The sequence below is a fragment of the Pantoea sp. BAV 3049 genome (assembly GCF_009765445.1).
GTDB lineage: Bacteria > Pseudomonadota > Gammaproteobacteria > Enterobacterales > Enterobacteriaceae > Erwinia.
Genome location: NZ_WHOY01000031.1, coordinates 1,891,719 through 1,909,099, shown reverse-complemented (window position 1 = coordinate 1,909,099; position 17,381 = coordinate 1,891,719). Strand labels below are relative to the sequence as shown.

Annotated in this window: 24 protein-coding genes and 1 pseudogene; 15 read left to right on the top strand and 10 right to left on the bottom strand. The window is 50.6% G+C overall.

Translation table 11 applies throughout. The features are described 5' to 3' along the window. Positions 1–102 precede the first annotated feature (102 nt). The 6 genes from GSQ70_RS09740 to GSQ70_RS09715 all read left to right on the top strand — a co-directional run bounded on the left by GSQ70_RS09740 (position 103) and on the right by GSQ70_RS09715 (position 3,146). Positions 103–924, top strand: a complete 822-nt coding sequence (locus GSQ70_RS09740) for a PD-(D/E)XK nuclease-like domain-containing protein (RefSeq protein ID WP_158782341.1) — start codon at positions 103–105, stop codon at positions 922–924. After that, positions 924–1,487 (top strand): hypothetical protein, encoded by a 564-nt coding sequence (locus tag GSQ70_RS09735; protein WP_158782340.1) that lies wholly within the window; start codon positions 924–926, stop codon positions 1,485–1,487. Before GSQ70_RS09740 ends, GSQ70_RS09735 begins: the two co-directional genes overlap by 1 nt. A gap of 39 nt (positions 1,488–1,526) precedes the next feature. Next, the gene (locus GSQ70_RS09730; RefSeq protein ID WP_158782339.1) at positions 1,527–2,384 is read left to right on the top strand and encodes a phosphoadenosine phosphosulfate reductase family protein; all 858 of its coding nucleotides are present in this window, start codon (positions 1,527–1,529) and stop codon (positions 2,382–2,384) included. A 10-nt stretch (positions 2,385–2,394) separates the two neighbouring features. Continuing rightward, positions 2,395–2,601, top strand: a complete 207-nt coding sequence (locus tag GSQ70_RS09725) for a hypothetical protein (RefSeq protein ID WP_158782338.1) — start codon at positions 2,395–2,397, stop codon at positions 2,599–2,601. After that, positions 2,598–2,840: a hypothetical protein gene (locus tag GSQ70_RS09720; protein WP_158782337.1), complete on the top strand. Its 243-nt coding sequence runs from the start codon at positions 2,598–2,600 to the stop codon at positions 2,838–2,840. Before GSQ70_RS09725 ends, GSQ70_RS09720 begins: the two co-directional genes overlap by 4 nt. A 105-nt stretch (positions 2,841–2,945) precedes the next feature. Beyond that, the gene (locus GSQ70_RS09715; protein ID WP_158782336.1) at positions 2,946–3,146 is read left to right on the top strand and encodes an AlpA family transcriptional regulator; all 201 of its coding nucleotides are present in this window, start codon (positions 2,946–2,948) and stop codon (positions 3,144–3,146) included. Between the two features lie 103 nt (positions 3,147–3,249). On the opposite strand, the pseudogene GSQ70_RS09710 reads toward GSQ70_RS09715, so the two are convergent. Next, positions 3,250–3,820: pseudogene (locus GSQ70_RS09710) on the bottom strand (2-phosphosulfolactate phosphatase). A gap of 287 nt (positions 3,821–4,107) precedes the next feature. On the opposite strand from GSQ70_RS09710, the gene GSQ70_RS09705 reads away from it, so the two are divergent. Then, on the top strand, positions 4,108–4,818 hold the full coding sequence (locus GSQ70_RS09705) for a YnfC family lipoprotein (RefSeq protein ID WP_158782335.1): 711 nt from the start codon (positions 4,108–4,110) through the stop codon (positions 4,816–4,818). Positions 4,819–5,173: 355 nt separating this feature from the next. Then, positions 5,174–5,425: a hypothetical protein gene (locus tag GSQ70_RS09700; RefSeq protein ID WP_158782334.1), complete on the top strand. Its 252-nt coding sequence runs from the start codon at positions 5,174–5,176 to the stop codon at positions 5,423–5,425. Between the two features lie 131 nt (positions 5,426–5,556). Here the strand turns inward: GSQ70_RS09700 and GSQ70_RS25755 are convergent, their stop codons facing one another. The 3 genes from GSQ70_RS25755 to istA all read right to left on the bottom strand — a co-directional run bounded on the left by GSQ70_RS25755 (position 5,557) and on the right by istA (position 7,522). After that, a complete protein-coding gene (locus GSQ70_RS25755) occupies positions 5,557–5,706 on the bottom strand; it encodes a hypothetical protein (RefSeq protein ID WP_199257245.1) in 150 nt (49 codons plus the stop codon). A gap of 158 nt (positions 5,707–5,864) precedes the next feature. Beyond that, the gene (locus tag GSQ70_RS09695; RefSeq protein WP_370521056.1) at positions 5,865–6,368 is read right to left on the bottom strand and encodes a hypothetical protein; all 504 of its coding nucleotides are present in this window, start codon (positions 6,366–6,368) and stop codon (positions 5,865–5,867) included. Positions 6,369–6,499: 131 nt separating this feature from the next. Beyond that, positions 6,500–7,522: an IS21 family transposase gene (gene istA / locus GSQ70_RS09690; protein ID WP_370521055.1), complete on the bottom strand. Its 1,023-nt coding sequence runs from the start codon at positions 7,520–7,522 to the stop codon at positions 6,500–6,502. 166 nt (positions 7,523–7,688) lie between these two features. On the opposite strand from istA, the gene GSQ70_RS09685 reads away from it, so the two are divergent. Next, positions 7,689–7,985: a hypothetical protein gene (locus GSQ70_RS09685; protein ID WP_158782332.1), complete on the top strand. Its 297-nt coding sequence runs from the start codon at positions 7,689–7,691 to the stop codon at positions 7,983–7,985. A 68-nt stretch (positions 7,986–8,053) separates the two neighbouring features. Here GSQ70_RS09685 and GSQ70_RS09680 read toward each other — a convergent pair whose 3' ends face one another. Then, a complete protein-coding gene (locus GSQ70_RS09680) occupies positions 8,054–8,287 on the bottom strand; it encodes a DUF333 domain-containing protein (RefSeq protein ID WP_158782331.1) in 234 nt (77 codons plus the stop codon). Between the two features lie 138 nt (positions 8,288–8,425). On the opposite strand from GSQ70_RS09680, the gene GSQ70_RS09675 reads away from it, so the two are divergent. From GSQ70_RS09675 to GSQ70_RS25750, 3 genes are all read left to right on the top strand, one after another. Then, positions 8,426–8,746: a hypothetical protein gene (locus GSQ70_RS09675; RefSeq protein WP_233268263.1), complete on the top strand. Its 321-nt coding sequence runs from the start codon at positions 8,426–8,428 to the stop codon at positions 8,744–8,746. A 109-nt stretch (positions 8,747–8,855) separates the two neighbouring features. After that, positions 8,856–9,065 (top strand): hypothetical protein, encoded by a 210-nt coding sequence (locus GSQ70_RS09670; protein WP_158782330.1) that lies wholly within the window; start codon positions 8,856–8,858, stop codon positions 9,063–9,065. 89 nt (positions 9,066–9,154) lie between these two features. Then, positions 9,155–9,310 (top strand): hypothetical protein, encoded by a 156-nt coding sequence (locus GSQ70_RS25750; protein WP_199257244.1) that lies wholly within the window; start codon positions 9,155–9,157, stop codon positions 9,308–9,310. Positions 9,311–9,380: 70 nt separating this feature from the next. Here the strand turns inward: GSQ70_RS25750 and GSQ70_RS09665 are convergent, their stop codons facing one another. Continuing rightward, positions 9,381–11,309 (bottom strand): methyl-accepting chemotaxis protein, encoded by a 1,929-nt coding sequence (locus GSQ70_RS09665; RefSeq protein WP_158782329.1) that lies wholly within the window; start codon positions 11,307–11,309, stop codon positions 9,381–9,383. Positions 11,310–11,588: 279 nt separating this feature from the next. Here GSQ70_RS09665 and GSQ70_RS09660 point away from each other — a divergent pair, with 279 nt between their 5' ends. Together GSQ70_RS09660 and GSQ70_RS09655 are read left to right on the top strand one after the other, a co-directional pair. Beyond that, complete coding sequence (locus tag GSQ70_RS09660; RefSeq protein WP_158782328.1) at positions 11,589–12,839, top strand: mechanosensitive ion channel family protein; 1,251 nt, start codon at positions 11,589–11,591, stop codon at positions 12,837–12,839. A gap of 182 nt (positions 12,840–13,021) precedes the next feature. Further along, positions 13,022–14,248, top strand: a complete 1,227-nt coding sequence (locus GSQ70_RS09655; protein ID WP_158782327.1) for an MFS transporter — start codon at positions 13,022–13,024, stop codon at positions 14,246–14,248. Positions 14,249–14,328: 80 nt separating this feature from the next. Here the strand turns inward: GSQ70_RS09655 and GSQ70_RS09650 are convergent, their stop codons facing one another. Then, positions 14,329–15,219, bottom strand: coding sequence for an SMP-30/gluconolactonase/LRE family protein (locus tag GSQ70_RS09650; protein WP_158782326.1), 891 nt, complete (start codon positions 15,217–15,219; stop codon positions 14,329–14,331). A 300-nt stretch (positions 15,220–15,519) separates the two neighbouring features. Here GSQ70_RS09650 and GSQ70_RS25745 point away from each other — a divergent pair, with 300 nt between their 5' ends. After that, the gene (locus GSQ70_RS25745) at positions 15,520–15,687 is read left to right on the top strand and encodes a hypothetical protein (RefSeq protein WP_199257243.1); all 168 of its coding nucleotides are present in this window, start codon (positions 15,520–15,522) and stop codon (positions 15,685–15,687) included. 120 nt (positions 15,688–15,807) lie between these two features. Here the strand turns inward: GSQ70_RS25745 and GSQ70_RS09645 are convergent, their stop codons facing one another. From GSQ70_RS09645 to GSQ70_RS26375, 3 genes are all read right to left on the bottom strand, one after another. Continuing rightward, on the bottom strand, positions 15,808–16,095 hold the full coding sequence (locus tag GSQ70_RS09645) for a hypothetical protein (RefSeq protein ID WP_158782325.1): 288 nt from the start codon (positions 16,093–16,095) through the stop codon (positions 15,808–15,810). A 249-nt stretch (positions 16,096–16,344) separates the two neighbouring features. Beyond that, positions 16,345–17,154: a hypothetical protein gene (locus GSQ70_RS09640; RefSeq protein WP_233268262.1), complete on the bottom strand. Its 810-nt coding sequence runs from the start codon at positions 17,152–17,154 to the stop codon at positions 16,345–16,347. A gap of 50 nt (positions 17,155–17,204) precedes the next feature. After that, positions 17,205–17,381 (bottom strand): universal stress protein (locus GSQ70_RS26375; RefSeq protein ID WP_158785273.1); only part of this gene is annotated, 177 nt, incomplete at its 5' end.

The following is a 17,381-nucleotide window of genomic DNA, read 5'->3' as shown; positions in this document are numbered from 1 at the left end:
AATGGCGCATAAATTTCTGTGGGATTATGTGACCAAAATCGAAGAGCAGCGCCTGGGCGAGTCTATCTGGAAAGAGAAGCACTCATACAGAGAGGTGGCGTGATGGAGCCGGGCATTTACTTCGATATCAGCAATGAAGATTACCACCGAGACGAGGCGATAGGGTCAACGACCATTAAGGCTATAAGCGTCAGCCCGGCTAATCTTTATTTCAATCCTTTCAAAGGGAGCAAGTCTGCGCATATAGGGACGGCGATACATGCCGCGCTTCTTGAGCCTGAGTTATTTGAAAGGGAATTCATTCTGGAACCAGACATTAATAGTCGCGCATCGAAGGATTATAAAGCGCTACTCGCTCACACTGATGCAGAAAGAATTATTATCGGTAGCGAGGTGGAAACGATAAACAGGATGTTCGAATCGTCTCGCCTGAATGATGATTTTATGGACTATATCAACACCAAAGGGAACTCGGAAGTGTCCATGTTCACCACCTGCCCGATTACCGGATTAAATCTCAAGTGCAGATTTGACCGACTGTCTGATAGCCACCCTTACCCACTTGATGTGAAAAGTTGCAGGGATGCAAGCCAGCGCGGATTCAGCCAGGCGTTCGGGCAGTATCACTACCATGTGCAGGCGGCGTTTTACCTCTACGTTCTGAAGCTGGTTACAGGCAGGGAATTAAATCAGTTTGCATTCTTCGCGATTGAGAATAACGCACCGTATAGAAACTGTATGTATTACATCGGTGAGGACTCGTTAACTCTTGGCAGAAAAATAATGTTCGAGGCGATGAATAAATTAGTCGAATGCAATTCTGATAACTCAATGCGAACAGAGGGGATGGTTTTACCTTCGAATGAGATCAATGTTCCTGGCTATTTGTTTGATGAAGAATTTGAAGATGAGGTATTTCTGTAATGAATAACAATGAAAAAATTAATGACCTCAGGGGAACGGTTACCCCTAAGTCTGACCAGTTGAATTTCGAAGACGTTCAGTCATCCAGCATAACCGCCGTAATAAAATCTATCCGTGCTGGAAACAGCGAGCAGCCGGTTTTTATTGACCTTATCGGTTATGACGGACGGCCATACAAGCCATCCAAATCCATGCGCCGCGTTCTTATAGCTGGGTGGGGTTCTGATGGTCATTCATGGGTTGGTAAATCACTGACTCTGATTGGTGATGCAAACGTCAAATTTGGTGGCGTGGCAGTTGGTGGAATCAAGGTTTCAGCAATGAGCCATATAGATGCTGACTTTTCACTAATGCTAACCACATCACGCGGAAAGCGCACCGAGCATCGCGTTAAAAGGTTATCTCCCGATCCGCTGACGTGGTTCACCGCAAATGCCGGGCAGATGGACATGTCAAAACTTCAAACAGCTTACGACCGCGCCAGAAACTCCCTGAACGGGAACGATGACCAGCTTAAAAAGTTGGAAGAGGTCTATTCCTTGCGCAAGTCAGAACTGCAATAACCCTCCCCGGCCAGCCAGTCTGGCCCCATAGGAGCAGGCATGACTCATGTCGTTAGTTTTTCAGGCGGCAGAACGTCTGCCTATCTCGTTTATCTCATGGAGCAGCGCAGAAAGTCCGGTGAGGATGTTCACTATATTTTCATGGATACCGGCGCAGAGCACCCAATGACGTACCGGTTCGTTCGGGAAGTCGTTAAGTTTTGGGATATTCCGCTCACCTGCCTGCAGGTCGATATCAACCCGGAGTTGGGTGAAGGCAACGGCTACACAGTTTGGGAACCAGCGGACATTCAGACCCGCATGCCAGCAATGAAACCCTTCATGGATATGGTCAAGAAATACGGTACGCCTTATATCGGCGGCGCTTTCTGTACCGACCGCATGAAGCTCCAGCCTTTCAGGAAATATTGTGAGGATCAATTCTGTAAAGGGAATTACACGACGTGGCTGGGTATTCGGGCGGATGAGCCACGCCGCCTGGCTAAAAAAGATGGCATCCGGTTTCTGGCTGAAATATCCGACTTCGAGAAACAGGACGTTCTCGACTGGTGGAAAACCCAACCTTTCGATTTGCAAATTCCAGAGCATCTCGGCAACTGCATTTTCTGCATTAAGAAATCCACGCACAAGCTTGGTCTGGCAACGAAAGACGAGCCCGGCATGAAGTTGTTGTTCGAAGAATGTGTTACCGGGCGTCACGTTCGTGACGGTCATCGCGCAACGCCGAAAAACGTCATGTATCGCGGACACCTATCGCTCGACGGCATAGCAAAGATGTACGCAGAGCTCGATTACAACGACCTGCTGGAACGCATGATCCGCGCAAAGAAGCTTGACACTGGAAGCTGCTCGGAATCTTGCGAGGTTTTTTCAGCGCAATTAGAACTCGATTTTTAGGAGCTACAAAATGGACAAATACTACGTATCAGGCGTTAAAGCCGACGCCAACGGTAACTGTGAAATATGCGCTGATAATGAGGCGCATTTTTTTACTCTGTATGAGCGGAATGAAGCTGGTGAGAGTCGAGCTATTGCTGATCTAGATATCCGCGCTGGCGCTGAAAAGATAATGGCTGTTTACGTTGAGCGCGTGGTGGATAAGGAGATTAGATGAGTAAATTTACTTTCGTAGTTGAATATGAAGATGGAAAAGAACCAGTGGTAAACGTGGGCACACAAATACTTAGCGGTAAGTTGTGCAGCATTTCTTTCTTCGATTACAGAGATGATTTTTTCACATCACAACAAAGAAACAAAATTGAAAACGTGCTCGAAGAGGCAGAATGGGACGACCATATAACTGGAGATGAAGCCAGCCTAATAATGGAAAAAGTGGAAATGATGACACAGTGATCACCCTTCCCGAAGTTCTCATATCCATAGCATTCGCAATCATCATCTGGGCGCTACTCGCTTGAGGGTAACGCCGGTTCGATTCCTGATATCGGAGTAAAACCTATGCAACACAATCTGCAGCCAGACTCGCTGGTTGATCTGAAGTTCATCATGGCTGATACTGGCTTCGGAAAAACCTTCATTTATGACCGCATCAAAGATGGCACCCTGCCTAAAAGCAAGATTATTCATGGCCGCGCCCGCTGGCTTTACAGTGACCACTGCGAATTCAAAAACAAACTCCTGAATTGCCTTGATGGGTAAATTTACGGGTAAAAATAAATACACTTCCAGATTTTCCTTTCACTAACAATCCCCTGCCTCATGTATTCGATGTATGCAGGGGACACCATTCAGGGCTATTTGCTTACACCAACCCTGATGCATAAAAATCACCATACAGTTGGCATGCCAGACTGCCCGCATCCACTTCAAGACAAAGAGCCACATCCTCGTCGAACCCGCGCTGTTGAAGCTCTAATGCTGAAGAGCATCCTCTAAGAAGCAACCTGTTTTGCTTCTGGTGAAACTGCCAGGCTGCAACCGCGATCTGTGCTTCAGGGGAACAATTACCACGGCCCATCGCAGCGATAATGCCACCGGCTGCTACATAATCCTCAATCGAGTGACGAAGGCTACCATCTGGCCAACGCTCTCCACAGGGAATGACCAGGACACGTCTATAGCCGCTACATGCCTTCGCAGTTGCAGACATATTCCTTAAACAACCACTGAAAACCTTAACCCCAGCATCCCGTGCCCTGAATGATATGGCTGAGCCGTTAGGGGATGGAAGTACCAGGCTTTCGCCATCGCTTATGTTTCGGATCGAAACGGGCGACGATCACGGCGCAGTCAGCTTTCCCGGCCAGATAATCTACGGCAGATAAGCCCCACTCAAGACGAACCTCGAATCTGTCCTGGCTGAACCATTCCATGATGTTTTCTCCGTTGCAGGTTTCCTGTGATTCGAATTTACGATAGTTGTGCTACGTAACATCTTTGCGGTAACTTGCTCACTAACGTATTACGCTGACATTTTCCAGCTTAACCTGACTTTCAGGTTTATGATGCATTCTCCCGGCAACAGGGAAAAAGCAGATGCTTGCTTGCGAAAAAGATGGCATGGAGGTATCCCGATTATTCGTGGCTATTCGTAACGAATGTGATAGTTTGAGTCCCCCCATCATTTCAGAGCGCAATCAGTATAGTAAAGGGATGACTAATGAAAATAAGGGTGCTTTTAAGTCTGTTATTTTTTGCAATGTCATTTAATGCCAGTGCATTCACTCAATTCAAACCGGCGGTCTTAAATGCTGCCCTTTTGTTCGAGCATGATGCCACTACCGGGAACGTAAAACATAGCCTTCAGTGGATACGGGATGTTTCCGGCAAACTTCAGGTTATGACAGAAGTCAGATATGATCGTAGCGGATGCTTCACTGATATCAATATGATTGATAAGGCTAATAACCGGGCATTTCATTTGGTCAACAAAGATGGCGTACTGTCCTCTTTTAAAGGCCTGCGTATTACCGGGAAAATCAATGAACGCTGTGAAATTACTGAGCTTGAAAATGAAAAGGGAAAATTTGTGCTCAGTTATAATGTTCGCGGGTTGCTTGAGACTATCGCAGACAGAGAAACGGGCGAAGTTGTAGAGCGATATGAATATAACAACAGCCAATTCCCTGTACGCATAAGAAATTACAAAGTTCAAAGGGACAGCCGCATCTTTTACCCTTTCGGAAGCGCACAATTTCTTGACTCAGAGGCAGTATCAAAAAGAGGAGAGTTAACTACCCATGTGAAGCAGAGCTGTGCTTACACCGCTGATGGTAATGCAGATAAATGCTCGCTAATAGCCTCCACGAATGACGACTATCGTGGCTCAATCCTCATCTGGGTTTCTAATCATGAAACGGAATATTTCTGATATCTGTTAATAATTGCTCGGCCTATACAACCTCATCCATGATGACAGACCTGCTCCCTGACTATCAGCGCAAAGTGATATTGTAGATGTCCGCTTCCGGCGCTGAGAAGGAGCTTAAATTCGTTGGGGCTTAAAACAGTAAAGGCGTGAGGTGCGAAAGGACTTCCCTCCTCCTCTTCCAGTTAAAACGCCCTGCCATTTCATGTCTGAAAATCTCCAGATAACTTCCTCATTGCATTCAGTTTTAAGTTCGACGATGCTGTTTTCGCTGTCACACAGGGACAGGTTTTGCCGCTCCCTTCATGATGGGGAGCATATATCCTGGTAATTGAGCTGGTTTAACAGTGGAGATGTTATGTCAGAAGAAGATCGCATCAAGAAACTCGAAGAGAAGGTTCAGCGGCTGCAGGTTGAAACGCTGGTGCTGAGGGAGATTGTCGGACAGCAGATAGCGCTGAATAATCTCAACTACAAAGGCAAATTTGATGATGTGCTGGAGGCGCTGGCCAAAGAGTATGCCAGCCGTGGACTGGATGAAGATGATAACCGCGAAATCCATGAAACCATTCGCCAGTACATTAAGTATCAGCCCCCCTCCGTTGAGTGAAGCTGCTCAGGCCACTTCTGGTGGCCTGAACTACCCGCTATTCCATCTGACTGCTGCCTCTTTTTCTTACCTGACGAAAACGGCGTTGACTGCCAGATAAGACCCCGTCAGTCAGCAACCCGTGTTCCACGTCACTTCCCTTTGTCCTGCCAGGGATCTTTTTTGTGATCCTCACTGTCATCGCGAGTACGTGGTATCTCGCCATGTTCATTTGGGTTATCTTTCGCAGGATGTTTATCTTTGGTCCTGTCACGCTTATCGTTTGTATTGTGCTGCGACATATCTCTCTCCTTTTTCTTCCAGTCAATTAAGTCTGGTCGACATCTGGTTCATGTCAACATCGCTACAAATCAGATCCATACTTCGGCCTTGTCATCAGTTGAAAAATGATCCGCCCGTTTACCAGATTTATCTTCCAGGATAATCTGTCTGATGCAGATTATTTCCTCAGCGCCTCGAGAAAATCCTTTTCCAGAACGCCCGTGGAGGTACATTCCACCGGTTTAACTTTGTCGTTGCCATCTGCAGTAATTAATCCGGCAACACCGTTAACCTGAATAGCGAGGTTTGTCCCTTCACCAGCACTCCAGACCTGTGCAACAATGCGGTAATGTTCCTGAATCCCCTGAGTCTGCTGGAGTTGAGAACAATCCAGCCAGGTTGAAGCCAGCGACTCATCATCCCCATTGGCCGCAATAATCCCTGTGCCCTTATCTTCAACGGTAATATCTACTCCCTTGCCTTTCAAGAACACCAGTGCATTATTGAATATTTCATCAGGCTTGCGATTACCAATTTTGACCGTATCCATACCGGCACTGGCGCCAGATTCCGTGTCCGCAGCCGACTGGGAAGCTGCAGAGACACCTTCTTTAACGGGCCCATAGACCTGTATACAACCCGATAATAATAGCGTGCATGCAGAAAATAAAAATATACGCATAGCCATCACCTGTAATAGAGCGTGGTGCAGCCTGCCAGCTGTGAACAAATAATCATCATGAAGAAAATTTTGTATTTCATTTAATTTAATTCCTTTTTTCTAAAAAACATCAAGTCGACAGATTAGCTAAATTACCAGGTAACCTCGTAGCAGGAGGGCTCGTTTACGGGCAGCGAATAATGAAGCGGAAAGCAGCACGAGACGCTCTTCATCCTTTTCTGCGTGCCGAAATGTTTACTATGAGGGGGTAATGAAAGCATTGACTGCTGCTCTTCCTGACACCGATCGCAGGGCCGCATCCCAATGGTGCAGTGATGACGACAGTTAGCCACCTCCTGCAGCCAGCTCAGGGCCTCCTGGTTTGCTGTGACAACATCCAGAGCGTTCCCCAACGATCGCTGGCGGGTCAGCAGTGGAATATAAAAACTGTTGCGAATGTATTGCACCATTCGTTCTACTTTGCCTTTGGTTTTGGCCCGAAATGGGCGACAAAGACGCGGCGAAAAACCCATCTCCTGGCCAAAACGCCAGAGTGAAGGATTAAAACGGTGGCTCCCCGGCTGATAAGCATCGCGCTGCTGTACCACCGTTTTCATATTGTCGTACAGCACCTCTCTGGGGACGCCACCAAAGAAGGCGAAGGCATTACGGTGGCAGGCTTCCAGCGTTTCATAGCGCATATTGTCGGTGAACTCGGCATAGAGCATGCGACTGTATCCCAACACGGCAACAAAGACGTGGAGGGGAGACTTCCCGTTTCGCATCGTGCCCCAGTCAACCTGCATCTGCTGACCGGGTTCGGTTTCAAAACGAACCACCGGTTCCGGTACCGGTGGCGTATTCAGAGTGCGGATAAAATCTCTCAGAATAGTGATTCCGCCCCGATAACCGCGGCTTTTAATCTCCCGGACAATAACCGTGGCCGGAATTTTATAAGGATATGCCTCATATATCCGTTGGCGAACATAATCCCGGTAACCATCCAGCCGGGAAGGAGCCACAGGACGCGAAGAATAGACAGGAGGTTCAGCCTTCATCTGAAGGTAATGTCTGACCGTATTACGAGAGAGACCCAGCTCACAGGCAATTGCCCGATTGCTCTTCCCCTGCTTGTGCAGGATTTTAATTTCCATAACTTTCTCAAAAGTGATCATATGCTCCCCTTTATCCGGGGAGCAGAGTAACCTTTGGATCCGTTTTCAACCGTTGAGGTGGATCATTTTTGCATCGTTGGCAACACCAGGAAATAACAGTTTAATCCTCTGAGCACCCGCACCGCTCCTCTGCTACGATAGCAGCACTCAATAAAAGGTGGCGTAAATGAAAAAACGATTTGTCGCTTTCGCGATGTTGCTGGTGCTTTCCGGCTGCTCTTCCTCTTCCGGTAAGAATTTCGACGATGCCAGTCTCGCTAAAATCCAGTATGGCGCCACTACCCGCCAGGACTTAATTTCCCTGTTTGGTCAGCCAACCTCAGAAACGCCCTATCCGGAAAATCATATTCTTATGATGTGGTCTTACAGCCAGGCTAACGCGATGAGTACCACCGAGGGCAAGACGCTGACTGTTCAGCTGGATAATGGCAAGGTGAAGAGCTACACCCTCAGTAAAACCTGATCGGTCAAACCCTGCCAGGACAAAAACGCAGCCCGACAGGGGAATGGAAAAGCAGCATGAAAAGATTGTCAGTGGTCACGACGATAGAGTGTCCACTCCTCCACGCGCTCACCACCTGGCAGCGTACAGTAACCCACCTGCCCTTTATCGGTGTTCACCATATCCAGCTTGCCGCCCTGCTTGATGCACCAGACAGAGGCCGGATTTGCCATACCAATCTTCGCCGGCGCAGCCGGTTTTTCCGCCTGAGCGGCACATCCCGCTATTGCTGTGGCACACAGCAGTAAAATGATTTTCTTCATGGGTTCTCCCGTGTTAGCGGATAATATTCCGCCGCAGATAACATCACCAGTCAAATTCAGCGGCAAGTTTAATGCGTTGAACTTCACCCCGAATTGATTAAGATAGGTTTTTGCTCACTCCAACAAGGATATGTCCGGATGCTGACCACCTTCACCCTGAGACTGACCCGCGGCGTTAGCGAGTTCCTGCTGTCGGATATCCGTGCGCTGTTGCCAGCCGAATCGGTGCAGTTCTTCTCCAACGAACTGGATGAGGAGTGGCATTACACTCTACTTTGCACCCGCAGCGATAATAACTGTTCGCTGGCTGTTTCCGCCATTCTGGTCTGGCACCAGCTTAAAAGAGTCCACAAAATGATGTTCAGTAGTCCAGCGCAGCATCAGGACGTGTCTGACAGCAGCTCAGCAGAGCTCTTCACCCTGCTGAAAACGCCCGGTGCGGTATTGTATCTTTCGTGAGCAACCGCTAACAACGATTTACCGCCGATCTTTTGCTGTATTCCACTGATTGAATTTTACACTCTTCACTATTCTGGATGGATGAACCAACTGGGTAGTGGAGTGATGTATGTCAGATAAAGATCCTGTCGTTGAGCGCCTGACCGTGGAAGTCCTTGCCCTCAGGCATATCGTGCAGATGCTGATTGCCTATGGCAACGTGCCAACCGGCGGTAAGCTGAATAAATACCTGCAAAAAGTGGCCGAAGAGGCCGAGCACCGTGACGCTCGTCCGGCAAATAAAGCGATTGCTGACGCCATTCGCAGCTATATTCAGTAGCATAAACCCGGAACAATAATTTTAAACCTGACACTGTTTGTACCGGGTTTAGAGGTTCAGGCTGTCTGTGTTCTTAACAGGAGACAGCCATGAACAACAGCCTGACTTACCTCAAACAACTGCGGGCGATGTACCAGCAGGAACGCCATCCTCATAAGCTCTTCGGACTGATTTATCTCACTCCCCAACAGCGCGAAAGTATCCTGAAAGAGATCCTCTGTCCGATTGATGACAAAAAGCACTGAGGGGCAGGCAATAAATCTTTTCGTCCGGCAGATAAAGAAAAGACTGCACCGGCGGTGCAGTCTGAACTTATCAGGCAACCTTAAAGGAAGAGATGTCCTGCGCCAGCTGTGAGGCTTCTGTACGCAATGCGTGAGTGTTCTCAGCGGTCTGGTTGACCAGCAGCAGGTTTTGCTGAATGCTGCGTTCCATCTGCGAAACGGCCAGCGTCACCTCGCCAATTCCCTTACTTTGCTCATCTCCTGCCACGCGGATCTCACCCACAACCTGCTTCACTTTCAGCACATCGTTGACCAGGTCTTCCAGCTTCTGCCCGGCTCCCTCCACCAGCTTGCTACCTGCCAGCACGGTGGTATCGGATTCGCCAATCAGCGCTTTAATTTCCTGCGCGGCTGCGGCACTTCGCTGCGCCAGTGCGCGAACTTCAGACGCTACCACGGCGAAGCCTCGCCCCTGCTCTCCGGCCCTGGCAGCTTCGACTGCGGCGTTAAGCGCCAGGATATTGGTCTGGAAGGCGATGCCATCAATCACGCTGAGGATTTCACCGACGCGACTGGATGAGGTTTTGATCGAGGCCATGGTCTCAATCACCTGATGCATCACCTCGCTGCTGCTGCGGGCAATCTGCGCGGTCTGCTCGGTGAAGGCATCTGCCAGTCGCGTATTTTCGGCGTTTTGCTGCACCGTGGCATTCAGCTGCTCCATCGCTGCAGCACTTTGCTCCAGTGCCGCAGCCTGGTCGCCAATTTTCGCCGACAGCGCCTGGTTGCCCTCGGCAAGATCGCTGGCGTTGGCCGCCACGTTCACGCCACTGGCCTGCACGTTAGTAATTACTCCGGCAATTTTATCGACGAAATGGTTAAACGAGACAGCAATGTCGGCAATCTCGTCTTTACCGGCGGTATCCAGACGGCGGGTCAGATCGCCATCACCGTGAGCAATTTCATCCAGCGCGGCACGGGTTGATTCCAGACGGGCAGTCATGCGGCGGGCAAACAGCCAGCCAACCACCAACAGGAGCACCAGTGCCGGGATCAGCACCACGAAAATATCCTGCATAATATTATGCGCCAGCACGGTGACTCTGTTTTCCGGCGTGACAAGCCCGATGATCCAGCCGGTAGCTGGCATTCTGAACAGCGTAATCTGCGACCCGGTCTGCAGCACGCCATCCTGAATGTGATTTAACGTGCTGCTGCTCTGGCTGGCCCTGAATCCGCTGATGCCCTGTTGCACCGGCGTCAGCCATTTCTGCTCTGTAGCCAGCGTACTGAATTTCTTCAGCGCTTTGTCTTTGCTGCCCGGGAAATAGAGCACGTTGCCAGCCTGATCAAGCGCAAAAGCATAGCCGCCGGTGAGATTGCCGTTACGTTCCATAAATCCGGAAAGATTATCCAGCAGCACGTCGAAGGTTGCCACGCCAGCGAACTTACCCCCCTGAGTGTAAGGAACGCTGCAGGTCACCATGTTCACACTGGAAACCGGGTCCTGGTAAACTTCTGACCAGTTGCATTTATTTCGCGACGCTTCTTTGGTGGAGGTGTACCAGCTTTCATTATGATACCCGCCTCCGCTGGCATCGTTATAACCATCGGAGTAAACCAGCGCCCCATCGGCACCGCGTGACCAGAAAAAGCTGCGGCGGGCCACGCCCTGAGTAAAAGCATCCGGCTCTGGCCAGATACCGCCGCCTGCAATACTTTTGTCACCTTTGCTGTCGATAATCTGCGGCAGCACGCCTTTGAATAAGGCTTCCTGATGCGGCAAAACTTCAGCAAGACGCGCAAGGCTGACTACCTCGCCCTCGGTCCTTATCAATTGCTGATTCAGCTGGCCAACGATATTTTCGCCAGTCTGCTGGATCAGACTGTTGCTGGCCTCGATCACCCGCGGCTGACCGCGCAGCGAGATAGCCAGGTAAACAATAACAATGGTTAACAGCAGCATCGTAACGCCGCCAAATGTCAATTTCCCTGACAGACGAACTGGAATCCCCGGCATAGTGACTACCCCACAAGTAAAAAGACGTTATCCGACTGCAGAGATAAGAGGGAGGGACTGCGTGATTGTTAGCCATCACCTCCTCTGGTTATCGACTCTGGCCGCCAAAACCTTAAGATAATCGCGCGTTTTACCGCTTCTGAGTGAGAGCAGTGGCCTGAAGAATGGAGGGATCGCGATTTGATTTTGCACTTCCTGGCACGTTATGCTCCCCGCCCCGGCTTTTGAACCGAGTCGGCAGAGTCATTGGAACAGCCTTAACACAGGGAATGAAAACAGATGTATCACTATATCCTCGGGTGGCTTACCACCTTCGATTTACCGTATGCACCAGCGATTACGCTGGCTGCAATCATTGCCATTATTTTAGTTATCTCACTGATTGTTCACGGTTTGCTGCACAGCATCGCGCTGCCTTTCCTTCGGCGTTTTGCCGCTAAATCGTCGCATCAGTGGCCTCTGTCAGTCATTGATACCAAACTGTTCAGCCGTTTCGCGCTGCTGATGCAGGGCGTGTTGCTCCAGATCCAACTGGAGATGTTCCTGCAGGGCCACGAGCCGCTGTTCAGCGTGCTGATGGTGATCAGCCAGGTGTGGATGATGATTTTCAGCCTGCTGATGTTCTACTCACTGCTGGATCTTATTCTGGGCCTGTCTGAAAACAGCATGTTTGCCACCCAGCTCCCGCTGCGCGGCATTTTCCAGAGCCTGAAGCTAATCGCTTCTCTACTGATCGCACTGATGGTGATTTCGGTGCTGATTGGCAAATCGCCGCTGGTGCTGCTGACCGGGCTGGGCGCGATGACAGCCGTGCTGATGTTGGTGTTTAAAGATCCGATTCTCGGTCTGGTCGCGGGTATTCAGCTTTCCGCCAACAACATGCTGAAGCTGGGCGACTGGCTGGATATGCCGAAATACGGCGCGGACGGCGCGGTGATTGATATCGGTCTGACCACGGTGAAAGTGAAAAACTGGGATAACACCATCACCACTATTCCGACCTACGCACTGATTTCTGACTCGTTCAAGAACTGGCGTGGCATGTCTGAATCAGGCGGTCGCCGCATCAAACGCAGCATCAATATTGATACCACCAGCATCCGTTTCCTCAATGAGGAGGACATTGCTGAGATGAAACGTGCGCAGCTGCTGACGCCGTATCTGGAAGGAAAAAATGAGGAAGTCACGGCCTGGAATGCCAGCCTGGAATGCGATCTCTCCACGCCACTTAACGGTCGCCGGATGACCAATATCGGGACTTTCCGCGCCTGGCTGGAAGCCTGGCTGAAAGCACATCCTCACACCCATAAGGGCATGACGCTGATGGTGCGCCAGCTGGCACCGGGATCCGACGGCCTGCCAGTGGAGATCTATGTGTTCACTAACACCACCGTCTGGCTGGATTATGAAAAAATTCAGTCGGATATCTTCGATCATATCTTTGCCGTACTGCCGGAATTTGGCCTGAGAGTCCATCAGACGCCAACCGGTAACGATCTGCGCAATATGCGCCTGTCCGCAGGCGAGTAATTCTCATCAAGCGGGCAACAATGCCCGCTTTTCCAGCATCAGGTGCATTTTGCATCGCCATTCATACCCGCTCAGCGGCATTTCATTCCGTCCTGACGGCAGTTCATGCCTTAATCTCCCCGCGCGCGAAAGACCGGATTTATTCTGTGCTCAATTTCTTAAACTTTCCCCGGGAGCTTCCCATGAGCACAAACCCCGTCAGCAACAGCGTTAACCGTACACGCTGGCTTACCCTGATCGGCACCATCATCACCCAGTTCGCGCTGGGTTCCGTTTATACCTGGAGCCTGTTCAACGGCCAGCTGTCGCACAAGCTGGATGCGCCGGTCAGCCAGGTAGCTTTCTCGTTTGGTTTGTTGAGCCTCGGCCTGGCGATAGCCTCGTCAGTGGCGGGTAAACTGCAGGAGCGCTTTGGTGTTCGTAACGTCAGCATTGGCGCAGGCGTGCTGATGGCACTGGGCTTTTTCCTGACGGCTCATGCCAGTAACCTGTTTATGCTCTATCTCAGCGCGGGCGTGCTGGTCGGCCTGGCCGACGGAGCGGGTTACCTGATGACGCTCTCCAACTGCGTGAAGTGGTTCCCGGAGCGTAAAGGCGTGATCTCCGCCTGTGCTATCGGCGCGTACGGCCTGGGCAGCCTGGGTTTTAAATTTATCTGTAGCTACCTGCTGAGCGTGAACAGCCTGGAAACCACCTTTATCATCTGGGGTTGTCTGGCGATGGTGATGGTGATCGTTGGCGCGATGCTGATGAAAGATGCACCGAAGCAGCAGACTGCAAAACAGGGCGACAGCTCCAGCGCACGTGATTTCTCCCTGGCTCAGGCGGTCCGCCTGCCGCAATACTGGATGCTGGCGGTGATGTTCCTGACTGCCTGCATGAGCGGTCTGTATGTGATCGGCGTGGCGAAAGATATTGGTGAGGGGCTGGTCCATTTGTCCACCCAGACCGCCGCTAATGCGGTTACCATTATCGCCATCGCTAACCTCAGTGGCCGTCTGGTGCTGGGCGTCCTGTCCGATAAAATGGCGCGTATCCGGGTAATTACTCTGGCACAGGTGGTTTCGCTGGCCGGGATGAGTATTCTGCTGTTCAGCCGGATGAACGAAACCACCTTCTTTATTTCAATCGCCTGCGTGGCCTTCAGCTTTGGCGGCACCATTACGGTCTATCCTTCGCTGGTCAGCGACTTCTTTGGCCTGAATAACCTGACCAAAAACTATGGCCTGATTTACCTGGGCTTCGGGATTGGCAGTGTGATGGGCTCGCTGATTGCTTCACTGTTTGGTGGCTTTACCGTAACCTTCAGCCTGATTATGGCGCTGCTGGCTATCTCGCTGGTGATGTCGGCGACCATTCGTCTGCCCCACATCGCGCCGGAGAGCAAGAAAACCCTGCAACATGCCTGAGGATTACAGGCCTGGAAGTCGGAAAATCAAGAATGGTGCGGCCCGGATAAGACGGGCCGCAGTCAGTCTGGTGTAGCCTCTCAGACAACCTGTTTACTGCGAAACAACGGCTCAGCAATCCCCGCCACTTCAACCCGGACGGCGAACACATCGCCGGACTGCGGATACTCTGCCAGCTCCTGCTCCGTGCGATCCTCTCTGGAGCTGGTGATATACAATGTTTTCAGATCTTCGCCGCCAAAGGCCACCATGGTTGGCCAGCGAACCGGTAAAGGGATCTCATCCACATTCTCACCGTTAGCCGGATTCAGACGGATCACTCTGGAACCATCAAACATCGCCGCCCAATAGAAACCTTCACTGTCCACCGCAGCGCCATCCGGCAGGCCGCCCTGCTCCTGCACAAAACGTTGCAGCACTTCACGCGGACCAATTTCTCCCTGCTCATCCATTGGATAGCGGTACAGCACGCCGTTTGGCGTATCGGTATGATACATCCAGCGGCTGTCCGGCGAGAAAGCCAGTCCGTTGGAGATCTTGATGTCTTCCGCCTGCACGGTCAGCTGCAGGTTTTCATCCAGCCGGCACAGCTTGCCGCCGTTACGGTCCTGCGGCTCCCACAGGCTGCCACACCAGAAGCGGCCAAAACGGTCAACTCGTCCATCGTTAAACCGGCTGCGCTCTGCCTCACCAGGATTCGGTGCGACTCTTTCAACGATCTGCCCTTCGCTATCCAGCATGCATACGCCACTCCGCAGCGCTGCCACAAAGCCGCCCTCTTCCTTCAGGCCAAAACAACCGATGTGCTCAGCCACGAGCATCACTTTATGCTCGCCGCTACGGGGATCGAACCGGTGCAGCGCTGGCGCAAGGATGTCGACAAAATAGAGCACCTGCTCGCTGACCGACCAGACCGGACACTCACCAAGCTCCGCCTGAGCCGCCAGTACGTTGTTTACCTGATAGCGCATGATTTCTCCTTTGAATGAGTGACAGACCCAGTTTACTGCATAAATCTGCATTTACCGTGTCATGCGTGAATTTAAACGTAGCCTATACAGCTCACTGGTCAACTTTGAAAATTAAGAGCATTCCGGATTAAAAAGATTTTTTTTAAGCCTTATCTTATTTATGATTATTACAACTGGTATAGGATAATCCTTACTGAATTATTTTGAAATAACTACATAAATAACTCTACAAAAGCGGCATCATTCCTCCACTTTCTAAAAGTAAAGTTGTAATCATTGAAAAGTGAAGGAGCATTCACAATGAAAACACTAATTAAAGTAGCTTCGGTTCTGGGCGTAATGATGATGTTGAGCGGATGTATTGTGCACGACGGATATCGCGGAGGACCAGGCTGGCATCACGGCGGTGGCGGCGGCTATCATGGTGGGGGGCATCATGGATACGGTCCTGGCCCACACCACTGGTAAGCAAGGTATTATAAGAGGGTGATACGCTTTCACCCTCAAGCGGGCAAAGCCTGCACACGGCAATATAAAAAGAAAGAAATGCAAAACATTGGGCGGGAATTTTCCCGCCCATTTTATTTTTTAACTTTTGATACTGTAATTACACTGATACCAGACTTTCATTAATCCCGGTACCCGGCTTTCCTGCGGTTTAATCGGCTCTACCTTGTCAAACCCGCGTTCCGTACAGTAGCGTTCCACATCCTGTTCCATCGCTGTTTTATTAACCGTGGTGGGATTAAAACGATACTGCACAGTATTTACCGCAGGATCCTCATCAATTTTCTCAAATGCACCCGGCTTGTTGGAAGTACAGCCAGCCAACAACACAATGGTCAGGGCCAGTGCGCCAGTAATGACCTTATTCATTTTCCTCTCCTTTCTCCGGTGCCGCATGATAGCAATTCCCCTTCCCACCACCATCGGAAAAGCCTGCATTTGCACAATTTTTACTTTGTGAATGCAATATTTTACCGATTGAATCAATTCAGGCTGCCAACTGGTACAGGATGAAAAGGAATGCGATGATGCATTCAGACACAGCGATATGTCTGACTGACACCAGAGTTTTTATATAACACTATGTTATGCCCGCGGCGAGCGGGCTTTTTTTCGTTCTTAATTCGCGTTTCCGGCAAGAATTATACGTAATACGCCCGCCGAATTATTAACCGGAAGTGCCAGCACAGATTGGTAAAGATCGATTGTCATGTCGCAGAGTTTGGTTTTATCTGCCCCCGGTTCCGCCGGAGCATTCATGGTTTGTAGCGCGCTGCCCCATTTGCCGTATAACGAACGCACAATTTTTTGCAGATCGGCTCTGCTGCGTTCAATATCACTGGCCTGTTCAGCACCGCGGCTGTTCTGCAGGAAATAGTCCATGGTTTGCATCTCACGGTCGCGCAAATCGGCAGGAAAAATCTCAGCGGTGTTCACTCCTCCCCCGACCTGCGGAAACAGAAATTTAAAGCACAGTTCCGCATTCTGCTGACGAAGGGTTTTCATCTCTTCCAGCGAAACCGCCATATAGCGGTGAAGAGCTTCATCGCTGGCAGAGCTGATGCGCTGATTCAGCAGGTCAGACAGCATCGGACGCAGCCGCTCCAGCGCCTGTTCCTCACTGGATCCCTCGTCGAGAGCGGCCAGATATTCCCGGTCCAGCTTCTGATAAAGCGAAGGCTGTTGTTCTTTCAGCGTGCGATAGACCGGCAGCTCGCTAAAGCGTTGCTGCGCAGCGGCCATCCGGGCTTCATGCTGCTGCCGGGGGAGCTTCATCGCAAAATAGTAATAGTTGCCAACAACTATCAGCACAAAAGCCAGCACCACGGCCATAGCCTTGCTGATGACACCGCGCTTTTGCAGCAGGATAAGTATAAAGATCAGGGCCAGAGCGGCCAGAAAAGAGATAAGTACAGGGGAGTAAATCAAAATAGTTTCCTGGGCAAAAGGGCCGCGCTTTACGGCCCTGAATAACAGAGTCAGTCGACCCGCACGTCAACCAGAACCGGGCAACTGGCGCGTTCAATCACTGCCGCACTGACCGAACCTTTCAACAGGCGGTTAAATGAAGAGAGATGGCGGCGCCCCATCACGATCATCACCGCGCCAATTTCATTCGCCTGCGCCACGATGGTTTCAGCCGACTCACCGGCAAC

What these genes read in the sequence shown, in the direction of transcription:
- GSQ70_RS09645 (WP_158782325.1), bottom strand. Translation starts at nt 16,095, where the DNA reads ATGAATAAGGTCATTACTGGCGCACTGGCCCTGACCATTGTGTTGTTG.
- GSQ70_RS09725 (WP_158782338.1), top strand. Translation starts at nt 2,395, where the DNA reads ATGGACAAATACTACGTATCAGGCGTTAAAGCCGACGCCAACGGTAAC.
- GSQ70_RS09715 (WP_158782336.1), top strand. Translation starts at nt 2,946, where the DNA reads ATGCAACACAATCTGCAGCCAGACTCGCTGGTTGATCTGAAGTTCATC.
- GSQ70_RS09730 (WP_158782339.1), top strand. Translation starts at nt 1,527, where the DNA reads ATGACTCATGTCGTTAGTTTTTCAGGCGGCAGAACGTCTGCCTATCTC.
- GSQ70_RS25745 (WP_199257243.1), top strand. Translation starts at nt 15,520, where the DNA reads ATGAAAACACTAATTAAAGTAGCTTCGGTTCTGGGCGTAATGATGATG.
- GSQ70_RS09665 (WP_158782329.1), bottom strand. Translation starts at nt 11,309, where the DNA reads ATGCCGGGGATTCCAGTTCGTCTGTCAGGGAAATTGACATTTGGCGGC.
- GSQ70_RS09700 (WP_158782334.1), top strand. Translation starts at nt 5,174, where the DNA reads ATGTCAGAAGAAGATCGCATCAAGAAACTCGAAGAGAAGGTTCAGCGG.
- GSQ70_RS09720 (WP_158782337.1), top strand. Translation starts at nt 2,598, where the DNA reads ATGAGTAAATTTACTTTCGTAGTTGAATATGAAGATGGAAAAGAACCA.
- GSQ70_RS09735 (WP_158782340.1), top strand. Translation starts at nt 924, where the DNA reads ATGAATAACAATGAAAAAATTAATGACCTCAGGGGAACGGTTACCCCT.
- GSQ70_RS09705 (WP_158782335.1), top strand. Translation starts at nt 4,108, where the DNA reads ATGAAAATAAGGGTGCTTTTAAGTCTGTTATTTTTTGCAATGTCATTT.
- istA (WP_370521055.1), bottom strand. Translation starts at nt 7,522, where the DNA reads ATGATCACTTTTGAGAAAGTTATGGAAATTAAAATCCTGCACAAGCAG.
- GSQ70_RS09680 (WP_158782331.1), bottom strand. Translation starts at nt 8,287, where the DNA reads ATGAAGAAAATCATTTTACTGCTGTGTGCCACAGCAATAGCGGGATGT.
- GSQ70_RS09660 (WP_158782328.1), top strand. Translation starts at nt 11,589, where the DNA reads ATGTATCACTATATCCTCGGGTGGCTTACCACCTTCGATTTACCGTAT.
- GSQ70_RS09740 (WP_158782341.1), top strand. Translation starts at nt 103, where the DNA reads ATGGAGCCGGGCATTTACTTCGATATCAGCAATGAAGATTACCACCGA.
- GSQ70_RS09675 (WP_233268263.1), top strand. Translation starts at nt 8,426, where the DNA reads ATGCTGACCACCTTCACCCTGAGACTGACCCGCGGCGTTAGCGAGTTC.
- GSQ70_RS09695 (WP_370521056.1), bottom strand. Translation starts at nt 6,368, where the DNA reads ATGCGTATATTTTTATTTTCTGCATGCACGCTATTATTATCGGGTTGT.
- GSQ70_RS09685 (WP_158782332.1), top strand. Translation starts at nt 7,689, where the DNA reads ATGAAAAAACGATTTGTCGCTTTCGCGATGTTGCTGGTGCTTTCCGGC.
- GSQ70_RS09650 (WP_158782326.1), bottom strand. Translation starts at nt 15,219, where the DNA reads ATGCGCTATCAGGTAAACAACGTACTGGCGGCTCAGGCGGAGCTTGGT.
- GSQ70_RS09670 (WP_158782330.1), top strand. Translation starts at nt 8,856, where the DNA reads ATGTCAGATAAAGATCCTGTCGTTGAGCGCCTGACCGTGGAAGTCCTT.
- GSQ70_RS25750 (WP_199257244.1), top strand. Translation starts at nt 9,155, where the DNA reads ATGAACAACAGCCTGACTTACCTCAAACAACTGCGGGCGATGTACCAG.
- GSQ70_RS25755 (WP_199257245.1), bottom strand. Translation starts at nt 5,706, where the DNA reads ATGTCGCAGCACAATACAAACGATAAGCGTGACAGGACCAAAGATAAA.
- GSQ70_RS09655 (WP_158782327.1), top strand. Translation starts at nt 13,022, where the DNA reads ATGAGCACAAACCCCGTCAGCAACAGCGTTAACCGTACACGCTGGCTT.